Annotated in this window: 17 protein-coding genes and 1 tRNA gene; 8 read left to right on the forward strand and 10 right to left on the reverse strand. The window is 65.1% G+C overall.

Features of this window, described 5'->3' with window-relative positions; all coding sequences use genetic code 11:
* The first annotated feature begins 29 nt into the window (after positions 1-29).
* A complete protein-coding gene (gene aroQ, locus ACEN9K_RS18430; protein WP_056392571.1) occupies positions 30-494 on the forward strand; it encodes a type II 3-dehydroquinate dehydratase in 465 nt (154 codons plus the stop codon).
* Between the two features lie 10 nt (positions 495-504).
* Here aroQ and ACEN9K_RS18435 read toward each other — a convergent pair whose 3' ends face one another.
* Positions 505-1,689 (reverse strand): MarP family serine protease, encoded by a 1,185-nt coding sequence (locus ACEN9K_RS18435; protein WP_134164154.1) that lies wholly within the window; start codon positions 1,687-1,689, stop codon positions 505-507.
* A gap of 195 nt (positions 1,690-1,884) precedes the next feature.
* Between ACEN9K_RS18435 and ACEN9K_RS18440 the strand changes: the two genes are divergently transcribed.
* The gene (locus tag ACEN9K_RS18440) at positions 1,885-2,562 is read left to right on the forward strand and encodes a Crp/Fnr family transcriptional regulator (RefSeq protein WP_011775987.1); all 678 of its coding nucleotides are present in this window, start codon (positions 1,885-1,887) and stop codon (positions 2,560-2,562) included.
* Positions 2,563-2,693: 131 nt separating this feature from the next.
* Here ACEN9K_RS18440 and arfA read toward each other — a convergent pair whose 3' ends face one another.
* The 8 genes from arfA to sp36 all read right to left on the reverse strand — a co-directional run bounded on the left by arfA (position 2,694) and on the right by sp36 (position 10,358).
* Positions 2,694-4,232 carry an arabinosylfuranosidase ArfA gene (arfA, locus tag ACEN9K_RS18445; RefSeq protein WP_495634814.1) on the reverse strand — a complete coding sequence of 513 codons (1,539 nt, stop codon included), beginning with the start codon at positions 4,230-4,232 and terminating at the stop codon, positions 2,694-2,696.
* Positions 4,233-4,297: 65 nt separating this feature from the next.
* Positions 4,298-5,194, reverse strand: a complete 897-nt coding sequence (locus ACEN9K_RS18450; protein WP_478222905.1) for a carbohydrate ABC transporter permease — start codon at positions 5,192-5,194, stop codon at positions 4,298-4,300.
* Between the two features lie 2 nt (positions 5,195-5,196).
* Complete coding sequence (locus ACEN9K_RS18455) at positions 5,197-6,099, reverse strand: carbohydrate ABC transporter permease (RefSeq protein WP_018768978.1); 903 nt, start codon at positions 6,097-6,099, stop codon at positions 5,197-5,199.
* A 26-nt stretch (positions 6,100-6,125) separates the two neighbouring features.
* Entirely contained in the window at positions 6,126-7,391 is a 1,266-nt protein-coding gene (locus ACEN9K_RS18460) for an extracellular solute-binding protein (RefSeq protein WP_377204863.1), read from the reverse strand.
* Between the two features lie 291 nt (positions 7,392-7,682).
* Entirely contained in the window at positions 7,683-8,681 is a 999-nt protein-coding gene (locus ACEN9K_RS18465; protein WP_026265720.1) for a LacI family DNA-binding transcriptional regulator, read from the reverse strand.
* Positions 8,682-8,740: 59 nt separating this feature from the next.
* Positions 8,741-9,652, reverse strand: coding sequence for an NUDIX hydrolase (locus tag ACEN9K_RS18470; RefSeq protein ID WP_018768981.1), 912 nt, complete (start codon positions 9,650-9,652; stop codon positions 8,741-8,743).
* Between the two features lie 15 nt (positions 9,653-9,667).
* Positions 9,668-10,201: a RidA family protein gene (locus tag ACEN9K_RS18475; RefSeq protein WP_018768982.1), complete on the reverse strand. Its 534-nt coding sequence runs from the start codon at positions 10,199-10,201 to the stop codon at positions 9,668-9,670.
* A 1-nt stretch (position 10,202) separates the two neighbouring features.
* Positions 10,203-10,358 (reverse strand): Sp36 family protein, encoded by a 156-nt coding sequence (sp36, locus tag ACEN9K_RS18480; protein WP_009359196.1) that lies wholly within the window; start codon positions 10,356-10,358, stop codon positions 10,203-10,205.
* A 37-nt stretch (positions 10,359-10,395) separates the two neighbouring features.
* Here sp36 and ACEN9K_RS18485 point away from each other — a divergent pair, with 37 nt between their 5' ends.
* The 5 genes from ACEN9K_RS18485 (at position 10,396) to ACEN9K_RS18505 (ending at position 17,596) form a co-directional block, all read left to right on the forward strand.
* Positions 10,396-12,717 carry a transglycosylase domain-containing protein gene (locus ACEN9K_RS18485; protein WP_495634815.1) on the forward strand — a complete coding sequence of 774 codons (2,322 nt, stop codon included), beginning with the start codon at positions 10,396-10,398 and terminating at the stop codon, positions 12,715-12,717.
* Positions 12,718-12,723: 6 nt separating this feature from the next.
* Positions 12,724-13,668: a metallophosphoesterase gene (locus ACEN9K_RS18490; RefSeq protein ID WP_495634816.1), complete on the forward strand. Its 945-nt coding sequence runs from the start codon at positions 12,724-12,726 to the stop codon at positions 13,666-13,668.
* Between the two features lie 136 nt (positions 13,669-13,804).
* Entirely contained in the window at positions 13,805-15,613 is a 1,809-nt protein-coding gene (locus tag ACEN9K_RS18495) for an ABC transporter ATP-binding protein (RefSeq protein WP_268001970.1), read from the forward strand.
* A complete protein-coding gene (locus ACEN9K_RS18500) occupies positions 15,610-17,436 on the forward strand; it encodes an ABC transporter ATP-binding protein (protein WP_495634817.1) in 1,827 nt (608 codons plus the stop codon). Before ACEN9K_RS18495 ends, ACEN9K_RS18500 begins: the two co-directional genes overlap by 4 nt.
* An 83-nt stretch (positions 17,437-17,519) precedes the next feature.
* Positions 17,520-17,596 (forward strand) — tRNA-Pro (locus ACEN9K_RS18505).
* 137 nt (positions 17,597-17,733) lie between these two features.
* Here ACEN9K_RS18505 and ACEN9K_RS18510 read toward each other — a convergent pair.
* Positions 17,734-17,952 (reverse strand): hypothetical protein, encoded by a 219-nt coding sequence (locus tag ACEN9K_RS18510; RefSeq protein ID WP_018768987.1) that lies wholly within the window; start codon positions 17,950-17,952, stop codon positions 17,734-17,736.
* 128 nt (positions 17,953-18,080) lie between these two features.
* Here ACEN9K_RS18510 and ACEN9K_RS18515 point away from each other — a divergent pair, with 128 nt between their 5' ends.
* Positions 18,081-19,349, forward strand: a complete 1,269-nt coding sequence (locus ACEN9K_RS18515) for a helix-turn-helix domain-containing protein (RefSeq protein WP_018768988.1) — start codon at positions 18,081-18,083, stop codon at positions 19,347-19,349.
* The last annotated feature ends 22 nt before the right edge of the window (positions 19,350-19,371 follow it).

Consider the following 19,371-nt stretch of genomic DNA (forward strand, 5'->3'; position numbering starts at 1 on the left):
GGGCAGGGCCAACCGATAGATTTGCAGGCATGACTGAAGCCTCCTCCACTGTCGAAGCCGGCCGCGGCACCATCCTGGTCATCAATGGCCCCAACCTGAACCTGCTGGGTACGCGGGAGCCGGAGAAGTACGGCACCTCCACCCTTGCCGATGTGGAGCGGCTGGCCGCTTCCGCCGGAGAGCGGCACGGTTTCGCAGTGGAGTGCGTCCAGTCCAACCACGAAGGCGTCCTGCTGGACACCATCCACGCCGCCCGGGGCACCGCGGTGGGCATTGTCCTGAACGCCGGCGCCTTCACGCACACGTCCGTTGCTCTTCGTGACGCCCTGGCCGCGGTGCAGGTGCCCGCCGTCGAGGTGCACATCACCAACGTGCACCAGCGCGAGGAATTCCGGCACCACTCCTACCTGTCGCCGGTCTGCGCGGCGGTGATCGTTGGTGCCGGGGTGTTCGGCTACAAACTTGCCATCGACTACCTGGCCGAGGTCCTGTAGCCGGGAGCCGCTACTTCTGGATGCACTGCCCGGAGGAGACGGGTGTGGACAATGCGGGTGCCTGCTCCGCGACCGGGTCAAGATCGTTCATGGTGATGGCGAACCCCACCTCGGCGTCAGAGGTTGCCTTGGCAAAGACCACCCCGGCCACCTGGCCGTCAGTGGTCAGCAGCGGGCCGCCCGAGTTTCCCGGCTGCACGTCCCCGGCAAGGCGGTAGATGTCCTCCGGGGACGGGTTGTTCCCGTAGATGTCCGGGACCAGGACCGTGGCAATGTCCTGCACGGTGGCGGGCTTGGACTGGAAAGGCCCGCCGTGCGGGTACCCGGCGAACGCGGCCTGGCTGCCGCCGGGCAGGTCGCGGCTCAGCGGCAGCGGCCGGGACGGCAGGTTGTCCACCGCCAGGACCGCCAGATCCCGCTTGGTGTCGAAGTAGACCACGCGGCCGGGCATCGCACCGCCGTCGGGCATCTCCACTACCGGCTGCGACACGCCCGCAACGACGTGGGCGTTGGTCACCACGCGGTCCGGGGAAACCACGAAGCCGCTGCCGGTCTGGTTCTGGCCGCATTCGTAGGCAGTGCCGGCGATCCTCAGGACGGACTGCGCCGCTTTGTTCAGCGCCGGAGTGTTGGTGCTGGTGTTGGGCACCTGGACCGCCTGGCCCTGGTCCAGCCCTTCGATCAACGTGGGAATGCCGTTGCCGATCACGGTGGACCGCAGCTGCGCCATGGTGGCCTTGACGGGGGTGGGGGTGAGCCCGTCGATGAAGCGGATCACCTTGGACTCGGCCAGCTGCTGGGACACGAAAGGCACGCCCAGGGAGCTGACGCTGAACGCCAGCATGGACATGACCAGCGCGGAGACCACCAGGTTCAACGCCCCGCCCACCAGCCGGTCCACCGCCCGCAAGGGACGGATCCGCACCACGCCGCGCAGTTGCCGCCCGGCCATGGTGCCCAGGCCATGTCCCACGGCCATCAGCACGACGGCGGCAGCGATGATGGCGGTAAGCCTCCACCCGGAGTCCTCGACAAAGGTGCTGACGAGGGGGACGGCAAAGAATGCGGCGATGGCACCGGCAGCAAACCCGGCGAGGCCGCCGACAGTGACCAGGAACCCGTTGCGGAGGCCATAGATCAGGTATGACAGCAGCGCCAGGATCAGGACGATGTCCAGGACAGTCAGGCCGACCACAAAGGCTCCTTATTTACAGTTGAACCCCCATTCTAGTGGCGGACGCTGACAATCTTCTGTGGCGTGCACCGCCCTCCGGCAGACCTGCATTCGGTTGCCCGCAGGCGTTTCGGCTGCCAAGTTCGTCACAGAACGTTGAAAATTCTGAAACAATGGCACAAGCGCCACAGCCGATACTTTTACTCAGGAGATTTCATGGACATCGAGGTACTGCGCCGAGCACCCCTTTTCGCCACGCTCGACGACGACGCATTCCGGCTGCTGACGGACGAGCTCACCGAGGTGGACCTGTCCCGCGGCGCTTCGGTGTTCCGCGAAGGTGACCAGGGTGACCAGCTGTACTTCATCGTCTCCGGCAAGGTAAAGCTTGGCCGCACCTCGCCCGACGGCCGTGAATCGCTCCTGGCCATCCTCGGCCCGGGCGAGCTCTTTGGTGAGATGGCGCTGTTCGACCCCAGCCCCCGCACCGCCACCGCCACCGCGGTCTCCGAAACCCGGCTGGCCGGGCTGAAGAACGAGAGCCTGAACGCCCTGCTGCGCACCCGCCCGGAGGTTTCGGCCCAGCTGCTGCAGGCCCTGGCCCGCCGCCTGCGCCGCACCAACGACTCCCTCTCGGACCTTGTGTTCTCCGACGTCCCCGGCCGCGTGGCAAAGGCGCTGCTGGACCTGGCGGACCGCTTCGGCCGGCCGGCTACCGACGGCGTCCTGGTGGCCCACGAGCTCACGCAGGAAGAACTGGCGCAGCTGGTGGGCGCCTCCCGCGAAACGGTCAACAAGGCCCTGGCCGAGTTCGTCCAGCGCGGCTGGCTGCGCCTCGAAGCCCGCGCGGTGGTCATCCTGGACATGCAGCGCCTCCGCCAGCGCTCCCGCTAGGACCAACAAAAACCAGAACCAAGAAATACCAAGCCCAACAAAAACCAGGCCCAACAGGAAAGGCCGCCCCTCGGGGCGGCCTTTCCTGTGCCTGACCTTTTGTGCCTGACCTTTTGTGCCTGGAACGTGGGTCAGTTCTTCGCCACGTCCAGTTCCACCACAGCCCACGACAGGGCGGGAAGTCCCAGCCGGAGCTCAGATCCGGTTGCCTTGGCTCCCTCAAGCGGCTTCAGGCCCACCCGGTCGGGTTTTTCCTGGTTGTTGATGGTGAAGCGGTCGCCGCCTTCCGGGATCTCGAGCACCTCCGCCCTGACCACCCGCCGTGCGTCGAAGCCCCGCAGGCTGACCTCCACGTCCGCGGCCTCTTCCAGGCCGCGGTTGGCCAGGAACAGGGCCACGCGGCCGGTTTCCTCGTTCCAGGTGGCGCTGACATCCACCAGGTCCGTGTCACCAAACCGGCTGTTGGCGTACTGGTCCGAGTCCACGGACAACCGCAGGATCTGGCCCTTGGCCAGCTCTGCCATCCGGGCGAACGGGTGGAAGATGGTCTGGCGCCAGGCCGGGCCGTTCTCCTCGCTGAAGATCGGGGCGATGACGTTGACCAGCTGCGCCTGGTTGGCGATTTTGACGCGGTCGCCGTGGCGGAGCAGCGAGTTCAGCAGGGTTCCCACCACCACGGCATCCGTCACGTTGTACTTGTCCTCGATAAGCCGGGGGTGCTCGCGCCAGCCGGCCTTGGCGACGTTGCGCAGCTGATCCTCGGTGTCCCGGCCGCGCTGGTACCAGACATTCCATTCGTCGAAGGAAAGGTTGATGTGTTTCTTGTGCTTTCCCTTCGCCCGGACGGCGTCGGCGGTTGCGATGACTGACTCGATGAAATAGTCGGTGTCGACTGCGCTGGCGAGGAAGCTGCCCACGTCGCCGTCGTGCTCCTGGTAGTAGGCGTGGAGGGAGACGTAGTCCACCTCGTCGTAGGCATGGGTCAGGACAGTCTGCTCCCAGGCGCCGAAGGTGGGCATGCCGGAGTTGGAACTTCCGCAGGCCACCAGTTCAATGTCCGGGTCCACGAAACGCATGGCCTTGGCGGCTTCCTGGGCCAGACGGCCGTATTCCCCTGCGGTCTTGTGGCCGATCTGCCACGGCCCGTCCATCTCGTTGCCCAGGCACCAGAGCTTGATGTTGAACGGATCCTTGTGGCCGTTCTTCGCGCGGAGGTCGGACCAGTAGCTGCCGCCGGGGTGGTTGGCGTACTCGACGATCTCGCGGGCCGCGTCCACACCCCCGGTGCCCAGGTTGATGGCTTCCATGATTTCCGTGCCGGCCTGGCGGGACCAGTCCACGAATTCGTGGAGGCCGATCGCATTGGTCTCCACGGTGTGCCAGGCGCCGTCCAGCCGGCGGGGCCGGTTTTCGCGGGGGCCGATGCCGTCTTCCCAGTTGTAGCCGGAGACGAAGTTGCCGCCCGGGTAGCGGATGACGGTGGCGCCGAGTTCCTTGACGAGTTTGAGGACGTCCTGCCGGAAGCCGTGCTCATCCGCTTCAGGGTGGCCCGGTTCGTAGATGCCGGTGTAGACGCAGCGGCCCATGTGCTCCACGAAGGAGCCAAAGAGGCGTCGGGGGACTTCGCCGATGGTGAAGTCGCGGTCGAGGGTGATCCGTGCGCGGGACATGTGGGACATCTCCTTGGTTGTGGTTGGTTCGCAGGTGTGGGTCTGGATGGGCGGAAGGTGCCGGCTCAGGTTCCGGCGAGGCCCGTCGTCGCGACGCCCTTGATGATCTGGCGCTGGAAGAAAAGGAACACGAGGATGAGCGGCAGCGCCGCGAGCAGGGCGGACGCCATGTTCTGCGCGTACTGGATGCCGTAGGCGCTCTTGATGGTTTGCAGGCCCACCGGGAGGGTGAGCAGCGAGGCGTCGTTGGTGGCGATGAACGGCCACAGGAAGTTGTTCCATGCGCCGATGAACACAAAGATGGCGACGGCGGCCAGGATGGGCCGGGACAACGGCAGGATGATCTGGGTGAAGATCCTCATGCGGCTGGCACCGTCCATCACCGCGGCCTCCTCAAGTTCGCGGGGAATCTGGTCGAAGAACTTCTTGAGTACGAACACCATGGCCGGGTGGATGACCTGGGGCAGGATGATGGCCCATGAGGTGTCCACCATGTGCAGGGCGAGCATCTGGTAGAAGAGCGGAATGATCAGGACCGGCGGCGGGACGATGATGGAGGCGATGATCACCGTCATCAGCACCTTCTTGCCCTTGAAGTCGATCCGGGACAAGGCGTAGGCCACTAGCGCCGAGATCACCAGGGTGATGGCCGTGATGGCGGCCGAAGTATAGAGGGAATTCCACGTCCAAAGCGGGATGTTTCCGTCCTGGAAGACCTTGACGAATGCGTCGGCAGTAAAGCCCGACGGCGGCAGCCAGCTGACCTTCGGAGCTGCGGCATCCGTCTCGCTCTTGAAGGCGGTGGCGGTGGCCCAGGCGAACGGGACCAGCCACAGGACCGCGATGGCCGCGGCCACCACCAGGGTGGCGATCTTGCCCGGGGTCATCGTCTTGCGGGGCTGGCGGGATTCCTGGCTGGTGTTGGTGCCCGGCCGGGGCCGGCTGATGGTCTGGGTTGCCATGGTTATGCACTCCTGCGGCGGGTGATGACGAACTGCATGACCGAGACGACCACGATCAGTCCGAAGAAGATGTAGGAGATGGCTGCGGAATAGCCCAGCCGGTAGCCGGTGAACCCGGTTTCGAAGATGTACTGCACCACCGGCCTGGTGGACCCTCCGGGCCCGCCGGCGGTCATCTGGTACACCTGGTCGAAGATCTTGAGCGAGGCAAGGACCTGGAGGAGCACGATCATCACGGTGGTGGGGCCCAGTTGCGGCAAGGTGATCGAGAAGAGCTGGCGCCAGGCTCCGGCGCCGTCGAGGGATGCCGCCTCATAGTGCTGCTGCGGGATGTTCTGCATGGCCGCCAGGTACAGCAGGAAGTTGAACCCCACCGTCCACCACAGCGTGGCAATGACGATGGCCCACATGGCCACGTTGGGGTCGTTGAGCCAGGCGACTTTGGGGATGCCGATCCTGGACAGGGAATCGTTGATGAGGCCCAGCTGCGGGTTGTACATCCAGCTGAAGAACAGCGAAACGACGGTGGACGCGAGCAGGTACGGGGCAAAGTAGGACAGCCGCCACAGCCACTGCGCCGGCAGGCCGGCGTTGAGCAGTGCCGCCATCACCAAAGCGACCAGCACCAGCGGGACCGTGCTGATGACGGTGAAGTAGAGGGTGTTGCCGAGCGAACGCCACATGTCGGCATCGGCGAAGGCTTCGGCGTAGTTCGCGAAACCGATCACGCTGTCGTTGGCTCCGGTAAGGGACTTGCCGGTGAGGCTCATATAGATGCCGTAAAGAACCGGCCACACCAGGAAGACGACGAAGAAAGCCAGGAAGGGCGCCGCAAACCCCCAACCGCTGAGGTTGCTCCTGGCGAGGCTCCCGGTCCTGCGCCGGGCTGCTGGTGAAGAACTCATGAAGGACTCCTTTGTCGCTCGGGCGGTTAGACCGGATTTGGCCGGGAAAGAAGGGTGTTGGTGCGCTTTTCGAAGGCGTCCCATCCGGCCGCTGCCTTGTCGCGGCCTAGGAGGACGTTTTGGACGTTTTCGGCAAAGTAGGTCTGCCAGTCGGAACCGGAGCCGCTGAACCAGGCTTCGGGATCGTAGGCAATGACGTCCGCGGCGTTGGCGTAATGCACCTGCGGTGTGAGGGCCTTATACGCCTGGGACTGGACCACGGGCTGGTAGGCGGGGATGTGTCCTGCCTCCGCCCAGGACAGCGATCCTTTGAGGATGTCGCTGACGAACTTGTAGACATCGCGCCGCTTCGTATCGTCCACGTTCAATTGCCGTGGCAGGACGAAGGAATGCGAGTCCGCGTACGCGGCCGGGGTGCCAAAGAGCGTGGGGATCGTTGCAGCGTCCACCGGGAGGCCTGCCTTCTTCATGGTCGGCAGTTCCCAGACGCCGCTGAACAGCATGCCCGAGCCGCCGCGGGCGAATTCCGCGATGCCGGTGCTGATGTCGCCGCTCTTTGCCGCAATGGTGTCGTCGAAAAGCGATGCCATGAATTCCAGCGACTCAATGGCGGCGTCCCGGTCAACCTTCATCGGCTGGCCCGGCGTCAGCGTCATGTCCGCGCCGTGCTGCTTGTAGAGCGTGTAGAACAGCCGCCACATCTGGGATCCGCTGCCGAGGTAGCCAAAGGACAACCCGTGGGCCTGCGTGACCTTCTGCATTTCCTTGGCCATGGCCATGAACCCCTGCGGGGACGTGACCTCCTGCAGCTGCCCGTTACCACCCAGGACGCCGGCCTTGCGGGCAATGTCCGTGTTGTAGAACATGATGAACGGGTGCGAATCCAGGGCGATGGAAAACACCTTGCCGTCCTGCTGGCTCTTCTGCCAGATCCGCGGGGCAAAGTCGGCGCCGGTGACGCCGTGCTCTGCCAGCAGCGAGAGGTCCCAGGGCTCAATCAGGCCGCCCGGGGCGTAGCCCGGGACACGGCTGGCGTGCATGATGGCCAACTCCGGCGGCCGGCCGCCAGCCGAGGCCATGGCGAGCTTGGTGTAGTAGGGCGGGCCCCACGCAAGGACGGTCGGGTGCACCTTGAACCCGGGGTTGGCTTCGTTCGCCTTGTTGATCATGGCCTGCATCTTGATGCCGTCGCCGCCGGACAACAGATGCCAGAACTGGATGTCCCTGGCGGCCGCTGCGGAGGCATTCCCACCGCACCCTGCCAGGGCCGCCGCAGCAATGACGCTGCCCATTGCTGCGGTTCCCGACAACAGCTGCCGTCTCGACAGCTGCCTGCCTGCGAAAAAATCAAACTGCTTCACCCGTCACTCCTTTGGATGGGTCCGCTGAAAGTCATTCCCGCGCCACAAACCGTTGCTGCCGCATGCTGGGCAGCCATGCCCCGCGGGGCCCCCGGTGTGACGCACGCCTCACATTACATCGATGTAATGGCCACCGCAATGGATAATTGTTAGCGTTCGCAAAGTGACCCGCCACTCTCGATTAGGGCTCCCGCGCCAGGATCCCGGTCGGAGGGCAGGAGCCTAGGAGGTACTCTGCCGTTCCACGATCCGGTAATCGATGGCCACTACCTTCTGCGGGCCCTCACGGTCGGCCATGCGCTCGGTCAGGAGGCGCAAGGCCTCCCTGGCCACCTGGCGCTTGTCAAAGGAAACGGTGGTCAGCGACGGCACTGCATACCTGGCGTCGGCGATGTCGTCGAAGCCGGCTACGGCCACGTCGTCGGGCACCCTGATGCCCCGCTTCCACAGCACACTGAGGGCCCCGATGGCCATGGAGTCGGTGAAGCAGAACAAGGCCTCGGGCAGGGGATGCGAGTCAAGGTAGGTGGACAGCGCTTTCGCCGCCGTATCCGGGCTCCACTTTTCGCAGGGGATGATCAGTGAGTCATCCCAGCCAATGCCAAGTTCTTCGAGTGCAGCCTGGTACCCACGGGTGCGGAGGACGGCCGCCGCCGAGCCCCTGCCTTCCGCGGCCCCCAGCACGGCAATACGGCGCCTGCCGGTGCTGCCCAGCGCCAGCGTCATGTCCCGTGCGGCGGCAACACTGTCCACCCATACACGGTCAGCCAGTTTCTGCGTCACCTCACCCAGCAGGACCACCGGAGGCAGGGCAACCCCCACCTTCACGGCACTCTCGTCCAAAACCACGGGGTTGAGGATGAGCCCGTCGATGAGGTTGGACCGCGCCCGCGACATCAGCTCGTATTCGCGCGTGGGATCGGACCCCGTCTCCTCGATCTGCACGCTCCACCCCTGCTCGTGGGCCACCTCCACCACGCTGTGTGCGATCTCGGCGGAGTACGGCGTGGCCAGATCGGGCAGGGCCAGGGCGATGACGCCCGACCTTCCGTTGCGCAGTCCCCGGGCAGAGAGGTTGGGAACGTAGTCCAGTTCCGCCATGGCCTGCTCCACCTTGATCCTGGTGGGGCCGCTGACCGGAACAATGCCGTTCATGACGTTCGAGACGGTCTTTGGCGAAACCCCTGCGAGGCGCGCTACGTCCTTGACCGTTGCGCGCAAAGGCGCCCCCTTGCTCCCGGTGTGGCTTTGGTGAAGATTTTACCCGGCTCCGTGGAGCGTCAGCGTTCGCGCTGGTGGTCCCCCGCCACGGTCTTGGCAGCCTCGACTTCGAGCATGAGCCTGCCGTCCTCTTCAACCAGGGTTGGCTGGTAAACGTGGGGCTTGCGCTTGTAGCTCAGGTAGGCAATGCAGCCGTTGGCCGCGGCCATCTTCTCGAGCATGATTTCGGAACCCGGGACCAGCAGTTCGCCCAGCGGGCGGCCCACCGTGTTCTCCTGGCCTGCCTCGTCGCCCAGCGCCGTGGAGTTCCGCTCCTGGATCACCTGCGCGGCGTTGACCCACCTGCCCCACACGCCCTTGCCGTCCAGCAGCGAAGGTTCCTGGCCCAGCGGCACCGTGGCGGCGAAGTAGCGGGTGTCGAAGCGGCGGTGCGCGAAGTCGGGGCTGCGCCAGTTGACGAGGGACTTGAGCAGGTCGGTGCGCAGGGAGAGCCCGCGCTTGCCCAGCACCTGGGCAAGCGTCTTCTCCTGGTCGGCCACCGCCACGCGTGCCCGCATCCACTCGGACGTGGACGTGGCCTCCACCGTGCTGGACATGTCGGGACCGGCCAGGAGCACGCCGGTCTCCTCGAAGAGTTCCCGGATGGCGCCCACCACGTGGCGGCGGGCCAGCCCGACGTCGTCCGTTCCCATCTGCTCGGCCCAATGCTGCGGTGAGGGTCCCAGCCAACCCATGGCGTCGTCGTCGGCCGGGTCAAGGGACCCGCCGGGGAACGCCAGGACGCCCAGCGGCGAGGAGCCGGGCCGGTAACCCAGCCAAGTCTCCAGGCCGGTGGGTGAATCACGCAGGAGGACTACGGATGAGGCGTAGCGCGCGGCCCGGGGGGTGCGCTCGCCGTGTTCGAGCCAGCTTTGCGCCGCCCCTTCAAGGTCTTGGGGAAGTGCAAAAAGGCGTCGTGCGAGGTGCGGCAAGGGAAGTGTCCGGTCTTAGCTGAATTCGGCAATGAGCTCGACCTCTACGGGAGAGTCGAGCGGAAGAACGGCAACGCCGACGGCGGAACGTGCGTGCTGCCCGGCGTCACCGAGGACGCGGCCCAGCAGTTCCGAGGCACCGTTGACGACGGCGGGCTGGCCCGTGAACGAGGGATCCGAAGCGACGAATCCCACCACCTTCACGATCCGGGTGATCCGGTCCAGGTCCCCGATGACGCTCTTGACGGCGGCCAGGGCGTTGACGGCGCAGACCGCTGCGAAGCGCTGCGCGTCCTCCGGGGAAACGGTGGGCTCGTCGGCGTACCCTTCGGTGCCCGCGGACACCTTGCCCGTAGCTTCGAGTTTGCCGTTAATAAACGGCAACTGGCCCGAGGTGTAGACATGGCTCCCGGAGACGACGGCGGGAACGTAGGAGGCCACCGGGGCGGCGACCTCGGGCAGGGTGATGCCGAGTTCCGCGAGGCGCTGCTCGACGGCGGATACGGGCGCCGCTGCGGCGCTGGACTGGGCTTCTGCGGGGGTGCTCATGCTACTGCTTCTCCCTTTTGAGGTAGGCGACAAGGCCGTTGCCGTCAGGTCCGGGGACTACCTGGACGAGCTCCCAGCCGTCCTCTCCCCACTGGTCCAGGATCTGCTTTGTGGCGTGGATAATGAGCGGAATCGTCGCGTACTCCCATTTGGTCATGAAAGAAAGCGTAGCCCTTGCCGGTAAAGTGGAAAACATGGCGACTCGCAAGAACCCCTTATTCGACACTGCCACCACACTGGGTAAGATCCTTCTTTTCCTTGGTGTGAGCGCAATTTGCGGTGTCCTCGTGGCAGGCCTCCTGGTGCCTGCCGCGGCCGTCTCCGGCAGCGCGGCAAGCGGTTCCATCGACTTTTTCGATTCCCTTCCGGCGGAGCTGAAGGTAGATCCCCCCAGCCAGACCACCCGGATCCTGGCTGCCGACGGCAGCGAGATCGCCAGCGTCTATACCGAGAACCGCACCAAGGTTCCGCTGGACCAGATTTCACCGAACATGAAGAACGCCATCCTCGCCGTCGAGGACAGCAGGTTCTATGACCACGGCGGCGTGGACACCACCGGTATCCTCCGCGCGCTGGTCAGCACCATCCGAGGCAACAAGCAGGGTGCCTCCACCATCACTCAGCAGTACGTCAACAACGTTCTCAACGCCAACCTCGCCGCCGCCGGCGAGGAGGACCAGATCAAGCTGAACGGCGTCAACAAGGGTGTTGGTGACAAGCTCCGCGAGATGAAGCTCGCCATCGCCCTGGAGAAGGAGTTCAGCAAGGACCAGATCCTTGAGGGCTACCTGAACATCGTGTTCTTCAACCGTGATGCATATGGCATCGAGGCCGCTTCCAGGTACTTCTTCAGCACCACCGCCAAGGACCTGACGCTCCCCCAGGCAGCGCTGCTGGCCGGCCTGGTGAACAGCCCCTCCGCCTTTGACCCCATCATCAATCCCGAGAAGTCAAAGCAGCGCAGGGACCTGGTGCTGGGACTGATGCTTGACCAGAAGAAGATCACCCAGGCGGAACACGACGCCGCCGTCGCCACCCCGGTGGAGCCCAAGGTGACCCAGCCCAAGCAGGGCTGCGCCTACGCGGCCTCGGCCCCGTACTTCTGCGACTACATCCTGCACCTGCTGGAGAACAACCCTGCCTACGGCGCGGACGTCAAGGAGCGCCAGCGGCTGATCTACGGCGGCGGCCTGACCATCACCACCACACTGGACCCCAAGGCCCAGGCCACGGCCCAGGAGCAGGCCAATGCCGCCGCCGGCGCCAACCCCGACAAGTGGGGTGCCTCCATGGTGTCGGTGCAGCCGGGTACGGGCAAGATCATCTCAATGGCCCAGAACACCACATTCCTGCCCGGCCAGGGCTTCGATTCCCAGCTCAACTTCAACGTGGACAAGCTGGATAAGGACGGCAACGACCTCAACGGCATGGGCGGCGCCCAGCCCGGGTCCACCATGAAGCCGTTCACCTTTGCCGAGTGGCTCAACGAGGGCAAGTCCATGAACACCATGGTCAACGCGGCCCAGCGCGTTTACCCGATCGGCTATCCGTGGCGCAACACCTGCGGCAAGGTCCAGGGTGCCTACAGCACGGCGCAGAAGAACGCGGGCCTGGACGCGGCTGACGACCTCCAGAACGCCGAGCCCCAGTGGTACAAGCCGCTGTCGGTCCTGGAGGGCCTTTACAACTCGATCAACACGGTGACGTTTGCGTCCGCGGCACAGCTGGACTTCTGCGGCATCCAGAAGATCGCTGATGCGGTGGGACTGCACAGCGGCCTGCCCTCAGCGGACGGCAGCGAGCCGAACCCCAAGGTGAACATGATGACGCTGGGCAACCTGCTGGGGTCCACGCAGACCTCTCCGCTGACCATGGCCAGCGCGTTTGCCACCTTCGCTAACGATGGCAAGTACTGCGAGCCCATCGCCATCACCTCGGTGACGGACGCCACCGGCAAGCAGCTCCCGGCACAGTCCAGCAGCTGCCGTGACGCCATCAAACCGGAGGTTGCACGCGGCGTGAACTACGCGCTCCAGGAAGTGCTGAACAGGGGCTCCGGTTCGCTGATCCAGCCCCGGATTTCCACCAAGACCAGCTTCCCCATTGGTGCCAAGACCGGTACGTCCAACAACAACGGCTCCACCTGGGTTGTTGGGCATACCACCGGCCTGGCAACGGCCGCCTGGTTCGGCGACCCGCTGGGAGCACAGGACCGTGCAGGGCAGAACATCACGGTCAACGGCAAGTTCTATAAAGGCATCGATGGTTACATGATCGCCGGTCCCATGTTCTCCAACTACATGACGAAGATCGCCCCGGCATACGGCACCAACCCGTTCCCGGCACCGCCGAGCAACATGGTCAACGGAACAACCACTACCTCGCCTGGAAGGACCACCCCGCAGGCCACCCAGGCTCCCGTACCGTCCACGCCGGCAACGCAGGCGCCCGCCACCCAGGCGCCGGCCCCCGCCCCCACCAGCAATGGCAACGGGAATGGAAAGGGCAACGGCTAAGCACGCATGAGCATCGACAGCCTGGCAGGCCGCGCCCGCGCAATCGGGCGCGGCTTTGCCGTCACTGCAGGCGCCGGGGCCGCGGCCGGAATGGCAGCCTTCGGCTACGGCCTGTGGGAGAAGAACCAGTTCGTCCTCCGGGAGGAAACCCTGGCCATCCTCCCTCCCGGCCGCGGTCCGTTCCGCATCCTGCACCTGAGCGACATCCACTTCGTGCCGGGGCAGCGGAAGAAGGCTGATTGGCTAAGGTCCCTGGCGGACCTCAGGCCGGACCTGGTGGTGAACACCGGCGACAACCTCAGCCACGTGAAGGCTGTGGACCCGCTGCTGGATGCCCTGAAACCGCTGCTGCAGTTCCCCGGCGTCTTTGTCCCCGGGTCCAACGACTACTTCGCGCCCAGCCCAAAGAACCCTGCGTCCTACCTGCTGGGGCCGTCCAAGGCGAAGCCCACGCCTGTTGCCCTCGACTGGCCGCGCCTGCGGTCCGGCTTCGGCATGAGCGGCTGGGTGGACCTGACCAATCGCCACCAGTCATTGGTCCTCAACGGCATGCGCTTCGATTTCTCCGGCGTCGACGACCCGCACCTGAACCGGGAACGGTACGCCGGCTGGCCCCGTGGAACGGTCAGCCAGGATGCCAAGGACCACCTCAGGATCGCGGTCATCCATGCACCGTACCAGCGGGTCCTGGACCACTTCACCGAAAGCGGCGCGGACCTCCTGCTGGCCGGCCACACACACGGGGGCCAGCTGTGCATCCCCGGGTATGGCGCCCTCGTGGCCAACTGCGACCTCCCCACATGGCGGGCGAAGGGCCTCAACGACTGGTCAAGCAACGGAAGCACGACGCCGGTCAACGTGTCCGGCGGCATCGGCACCTCACGCTTCGCCCCGGTAAGGATCGCCTGCAAACCCGAGGCCGTCCTGCTGACCCTTACCTCCCCCAACTGAACCGAAAGCATTACGGTCTGCAATAACTGGGCAAGCAGCCGGCCAGCACCGCAAATCCCTGTGAACCGCCTCACGCCAATGGCATAGGGTAGTTGCTAGAGGAAACTACATTCGTTTTAGAGCTTGAGAAGCGGGCATGGCCAAGCAGACTCCATTTTTCCGATCCATCAGCCGTCTTTATCCGCACGTCCGGCCCATCATCCCCAGGCTCCTGCTGGGACTTCTGTGCGCCCTGCTCGCAAGCGTCGTGGCGCTGACCATCCCCCAGGTGCTGCGGGTCCTGGTCAATACCGCGCTGCAGCCAGGGGCCACGCCGGAGGCGGTCTGGGTGTCGGCTGCCGTCATCCTGGTCCTGGGCATCGCAGAAGCCGGACTGGTGGCGCTGCGCCGGCAGTTCGTCATCAACCCCGCCACCACCGTGGAGACCCGCATGCGGGTGTCCCTCTACAACCATCTGCAGGACCTGACCGTCTCCTTCCACGACCGGTGGGGATCCGGCCAATTGCTGTCCCGGGCCATGACGGACCTGAACTTCCTGCGCCGCTGGATGGCTTTTGGCGCCATCATGCTGGTGGTCACCACCCTGACGGTGATCATCGGCGTCGTGGCCATGTTCGCCATGAGCTGGCAGCTGGCCCTGATCTTCCTGGCCGCCGCCGTTCCCATCACCATCAACAGCTTCCGGTTCCGCACCCGGTTCAGCAAGGTGGCGCGGCGAAGCCAGGACCAGGCCGGCGACCTTGCCACCACCGTGGAGGAATCGGTCCACGGCATCCGCGTGCTCAAGGCCTTCGGACGCAGCCGGGAAGCCCTGGAAAACTTCAACGAGCAGGCAGAGGGCCTGCGCCAGACAGAGATCGAGAAGGCACGCCACCAGGCAACGTTCACCATGGTGGTCACCCTGCTTCCTGAACTCGCCCTGGGAGCCGGCCTGGTGGTCGGGGTCATGCTGTGCGCCAGCGGCCAGTTGAGCATCGGCTCCCTGGTGGCGTTCTTCGCCACCGCGGCAGTCATCGCCTCCCCCGTGGAATTCTCCGGCATGCTGCTGGCCATGGCACTCACCGCCAAGACCGCCGTCGACCGCCACTACGAAGTGATGGACACGCAAAACACCATCACCAGTCCCGCCCAGCCCCGCCGGCCGGCTGAGCTGGCCGGGGCACTGCGCTTCAACAACGCAACCTTCGCCTTCGAGGACGCCCCGGACAAGCCCATTCTCAAGGACATCAACCTGGACATCCGGCCCGGCGAAACCATGGCCCTGGTGGGCATCACCGGCAGCGGCAAGAGTGCGCTGATCCAGCTGGTGCCGCGCCTGTACGACGTCACCGGCGGCGCCATCACCATCGACGGCGTCGACATCCGGGACTTCGGTGTGGAGGAGCTGCGCCGGATCGTGGGGGTGGCCTTCGAGGACACCACGCTCTTTTTCAATTCCGTGCGGGACAACGTCCTGCTCGGCGCCCCGGCCCGCACAGAGGCGGTCCTGGACGAGGCCCTCGATGTGGCGCAGGCGCACTTCGCCTATTCCCTGCCCGGGGGTGTGGACACGTTGATCGGCGAGGAAGGCCTGAGCCTGTCCGGCGGCCAGCGGCAACGGATCGCCCTGGCACGTGCCATCGCCGCCCGTCCGCGGATCCTGGTCCTGGACGACCCGCTGTCAGCCCTGGACGTCCACACCGAGGAGCTGGTGGAGGCCCGCCTCCGCGAGGTCCTGAAGGATACCACCACCCTGATCGTGGCCCACCGGCCGTCCACCGTGGCCCTCGCGGACCGGGTGGCCCTGCTGGAGGACGGCCGCATCGCCGCCGTCGGAACGCACACCGAACTGCTGGCCCATAACCAGCACTACCGCTACGTCATCGCCAGCCTGGACCGGGAGCCGCGGGACCTGGACTCTGAACTGTCGGCACTTGAAGACAATGCTGAGGAAGTGTCCCGATGAGCACTGCAACGTTCGGCACCGCAAATGAAGACAATGCCCACCTCAGCAAGAGCGACAGCCGGGCAGTACGACGGCGGTCACTTGCCCTGCTGCGATCGCTGATCCGTCCCGTGCGGGCGCGGTTCTGGCTGACCATCGCCATGGTGGTCCTGTCCCAGACCGCGCGGGTGGCCGGCCCGGCACTGATCGCGTTCGGGATCGACCATGCCCTTCCCGCCCTCCAGGCCGGCAACAACGCCCCCTTGGTGTTCACCGGCGTCGCCTACCTTCTGGCAGCCATTGCGACGGCGGGACTCACCGCCCTGTACGTCACCTCCACGGCGCGGCTCAGCCAGGCGATGCTGCTGGACCTCAGGGTGCGCGTCTTCCGGCACACGCAGCGGCTCAGCCTGGAGTTCCACGAGAAATACACCTCCGGCAGGATCATCGCCCGGCAGACCTCAGACCTTGAAGCACTGCGCGAACTCCTCGACTCGGGGGTCAGTTCACTGGCTTCGGGAATGCTCTTCATGGCCTTCACCGCCGTCACCATCTTTGCCCTGGACTGGCGGAGCGGTTTGCTGGTGCTGGCCGCCGGCGTGCCGATGTTCTTCCTTTCGCGCTGGTACCAGAAGCACTCGCAGATTGCCTTCAGGGAGTCCCGCGTGGTCTCCGCCCGGCTGATCGTGCATTTCGTGGAGACCATGACCGGCATCCGCGCCGTCAAGGCCTTCCGCAAGGAGAAGGAGAACTCGGAGCGCTACGGGAAACTCGCCGAGGACTACCGCCTGGTCACAGTCCGCTCCATCAACCTCAACGGCATCTTCCAACCGGGACTGGTGCTGATTGGCAACGTCTGCGTTGCCGTGGTCCTGCTCTTCGGCGGATTCCGGGTGCTGGACGGCGGCCTGGCAGTGGGCGTACTCCTGGCCCTCATCCTGTCCACCAAGCGCTTCTTCCAGCCGGTGGACCAGATGGCCATGTTCTACAACTCATTCCAGAGCGCGCAGGCAGCACTGGAGAAGGTGTCCGGACTGCTCGAAGAGGTTCCCACGGTCCGGCCACCCAGGAACCCGGTGGCCCTGCCCAGTGCCACGGGACGCATCGACTTCAACGGCGTCGAGTTCCGCTATGGCGACGGTCCGTTGGTGGTGCCGCGCCTGGACCTGCACATCCCGGCCGGACAGACAGTGGCGCTGGTGGGACAAACGGGCGCTGGAAAATCCACCCTGGCCAAACTCATCGCCCGGTTCTACGACGTCACCTCGGGAACGCTCACCCTGGACGGCGTGGACCTCCGCGACCTGGCCACCACCGACCTCCGCCGGAACATCGTCATGGTCACCCAGGAGGCCTTCCTGTTCAGCGGCTCGGTGGCGGACAACATCGCCCTGGGCCGGCCGGAGGCATCACGCGCCGAAATCGAAGAGGCCGCCAAGGCAGTTGGCGCCCACGAATTCATCCTTGAACTTCCCGAGGGCTACGACACCGACGTCAACAAGCGCGGCGGCAGGGTCTCCTCCGGCCAGCGGCAGCTGATCAGCTTTGCCAGGGCGTTCCTGGCGCAGCCGGCCGTGCTGATCCTGGACGAGGCAACCTCCTCACTGGACATCCCGTCCGAACGCCTGGTGCAGGCCGGACTGGCCCGCCTGCTGGCCGGCACGGAAGCCAGACGCCGGACGGCGTTGATCATTGCCCACCGCTTGTCCACGGTGGAGACGGCGGACCGTGTCCTGGTGGTGCACGACGGGCGGATCGTGGAGGACGGCACGCCGGAGGAACTGATCGGCGGCGGCGGACGCTTCGCCGACCTGCATGGGGCGTGGAAGGACTCCCTGGTCTGACCCGCGTCCCGCCCCGGACCGGGCTGGATTTCGCATCGGGACCCGGAATCGGCTATCCTTGTAAAGTTGCTTTTGCAGCGGATCGGGATGTAGCGCAGCTTGGTAGCGCGCTTCGTTCGGGACGAAGAGGTCGCAGGTTCAAATCCTGTCATCCCGACCATAACGAAAAGAGGGTCTCCTTGCGGAGGCCCTCTTTTTTGTCTCGATGTGGTCACGGCCCGGCACCCCGGGGTTAAAACGAGTGGCCCCGGAGCTGTTGCTCCGGGGCCACTCCCGCCTCCTGTGTGAGGAAGCTGTTTAAGCGGGATCAGGCCAGTTGCCCACGTACGTTGTGTAGGTAGTATCGGTCTTCTTGTCCTTCTTCACCTTTGCTGAGGCGGGATCAGGCCAGTTACCAACAGCTACCGACACACCCGAATTATCGGCGACGGAACCTGAAGCCAGGACGGCCGGAGCCGCCGCAGAAAAAGCCAGGGCCCCAGCCAGGACGGCCGCGGTTGCGATCTTCTTCAACATATAAGTTCCTCAATACGAGTCGGATTCGTTACAAAGCCAGCACTGTCCTTGTTGACACACATTGTAAAATATTTTCCACAGGGACTGTCAAGCATTCGGCAGCCCAAGTGTCCAGAAGGAGGAAACGCGTGGGCAACGGGTTCGGAGAAAAGCTCCGCGCGGAGCGCCTGGAGCGTGGACTGACACAGGCCGAACTGGGCAAGGACCTGTATTCACCCAGCTACATTTCGCTGCTGGAAACCGGCCGCCGGGAGCCGACAGCCGAAGTAATTGAAGAATTGGCACGCAGATTGGAACTGGCCCCCAAGGCGCTGGAGGCTTGGAGCCAGCCAATTTCCGTGAGCGACGCCGAGTACGTGCTGGCAGGCCTCTATGCCCGCCAGGCGTGGGACCTTCGTGATTATCCACTGGCGGCAAGCCACGCTGCCACGGCCGCAAAGATTGCCCTCGAGGGGCGGAACACCAGCGCCTGGTGGAACATGACCTATATGCAGGCCGAATGCCTCATCAAGCAGGGAAACTGGCGCGAAGCCCAGAAGATCATGGAGCATTTGCTGGAGCATCCCATGGCCAGGGAATCGGCAGGCCTTGCCGTACGGGCACACCAGATGCTGGCGGGTATCTACCAGGGACAAGGCCAGCTGAGCCTTGCCGTGGACCAGGGGATCCAGGCAGTGGACCTCTGCAGGCAGCTTCCCAAGGGATCCACCCTGATCATCAACGCCCATCACGCGCTGATCGGGGCGCTTGCAGAAAGCGGGCGGCTCGACGAGGCCTGGAAGTATTGCCAGGCCATGATCGACCACGTGGATGAGCTTTCCATGACGCAGCTCGCCGGCGAGGTGGCCTGGGTTGTGGGGAACGTTGCGTTCATGCGGCATGACTACACGGAAGGCGTCAAACACCATGAGCGGGCAGCACGCCTGCTCTCCCCCGCCAATGACATCGAACTGTGGGCCCGGTTCAACAAGGCCTCCGCAGCCGTCCGGCTTTCCTCGGGCATCGTGGAGCCGGAGACCCTGTCGGCAATCGAACGTGCCGAACTGGCCTTGTCGATTGTGGGTGGGAACAAGTCCGATCAGCTGGAGGTCGCCTTCATCCGTGCCCGCTGGCTGTACCTGACCGGGGACATTGTGGCCGCCGTCGAAAAGCTGCGGGAAATCCACGCCGAACGCGCGGAGCTCGCCAAGCACACCGCGGGTGAAGTTTCCCTCCTCCTGGGCAAGTCCCTCAAGGCCGCGGGTGATACGGACGAAGCACTGGTGCATCTCGAGGAAGCCCAAAAGGCCTTCGCCACCGCCGGCGCCCAGGACCGGGTTCAACAGGCGCTGGACGCGATCCTCGAGATTAAGCTGGCGCAGAAACGCGCCGCCGCTGCGGCTGCGAAAGCCAGCTGACCAGGCCAGGTAAACCCGCAGT

It is taken from the genome of Pseudarthrobacter sp. Pseusp20, assembly GCF_059492155.1.

What these genes read in the sequence shown, in the direction of transcription:
- aroQ (WP_056392571.1), top strand. Translation starts at nt 30, where the DNA reads ATGACTGAAGCCTCCTCCACTGTCGAAGCCGGCCGCGGCACCATCCTG.
- ACEN9K_RS18440 (WP_011775987.1), top strand. Translation starts at nt 1,885, where the DNA reads ATGGACATCGAGGTACTGCGCCGAGCACCCCTTTTCGCCACGCTCGAC.
- arfA (WP_495634814.1), bottom strand. Translation starts at nt 4,232, where the DNA reads ATGTCCCGCGCACGGATCACCCTCGACCGCGACTTCACCATCGGCGAA.
- ACEN9K_RS18450 (WP_478222905.1), bottom strand. Translation starts at nt 5,194, where the DNA reads ATGGCAACCCAGACCATCAGCCGGCCCCGGCCGGGCACCAACACCAGC.
- ACEN9K_RS18455 (WP_018768978.1), bottom strand. Translation starts at nt 6,099, where the DNA reads ATGAGTTCTTCACCAGCAGCCCGGCGCAGGACCGGGAGCCTCGCCAGG.
- ACEN9K_RS18460 (WP_377204863.1), bottom strand. Translation starts at nt 7,391, where the DNA reads ATGGGCAGCGTCATTGCTGCGGCGGCCCTGGCAGGGTGCGGTGGGAAT.
- ACEN9K_RS18475 (WP_018768982.1), bottom strand. Translation starts at nt 10,201, where the DNA reads ATGAGCACCCCCGCAGAAGCCCAGTCCAGCGCCGCAGCGGCGCCCGTA.
- sp36 (WP_009359196.1), bottom strand. Translation starts at nt 10,358, where the DNA reads ATGACCAAATGGGAGTACGCGACGATTCCGCTCATTATCCACGCCACA.
- ACEN9K_RS18485 (WP_495634815.1), top strand. Translation starts at nt 10,396, where the DNA reads ATGGCGACTCGCAAGAACCCCTTATTCGACACTGCCACCACACTGGGT.
- ACEN9K_RS18490 (WP_495634816.1), top strand. Translation starts at nt 12,724, where the DNA reads ATGAGCATCGACAGCCTGGCAGGCCGCGCCCGCGCAATCGGGCGCGGC.
- ACEN9K_RS18495 (WP_268001970.1), top strand. Translation starts at nt 13,805, where the DNA reads ATGGCCAAGCAGACTCCATTTTTCCGATCCATCAGCCGTCTTTATCCG.
- ACEN9K_RS18500 (WP_495634817.1), top strand. Translation starts at nt 15,610, where the DNA reads ATGAGCACTGCAACGTTCGGCACCGCAAATGAAGACAATGCCCACCTC.
- ACEN9K_RS18510 (WP_018768987.1), bottom strand. Translation starts at nt 17,952, where the DNA reads ATGTTGAAGAAGATCGCAACCGCGGCCGTCCTGGCTGGGGCCCTGGCT.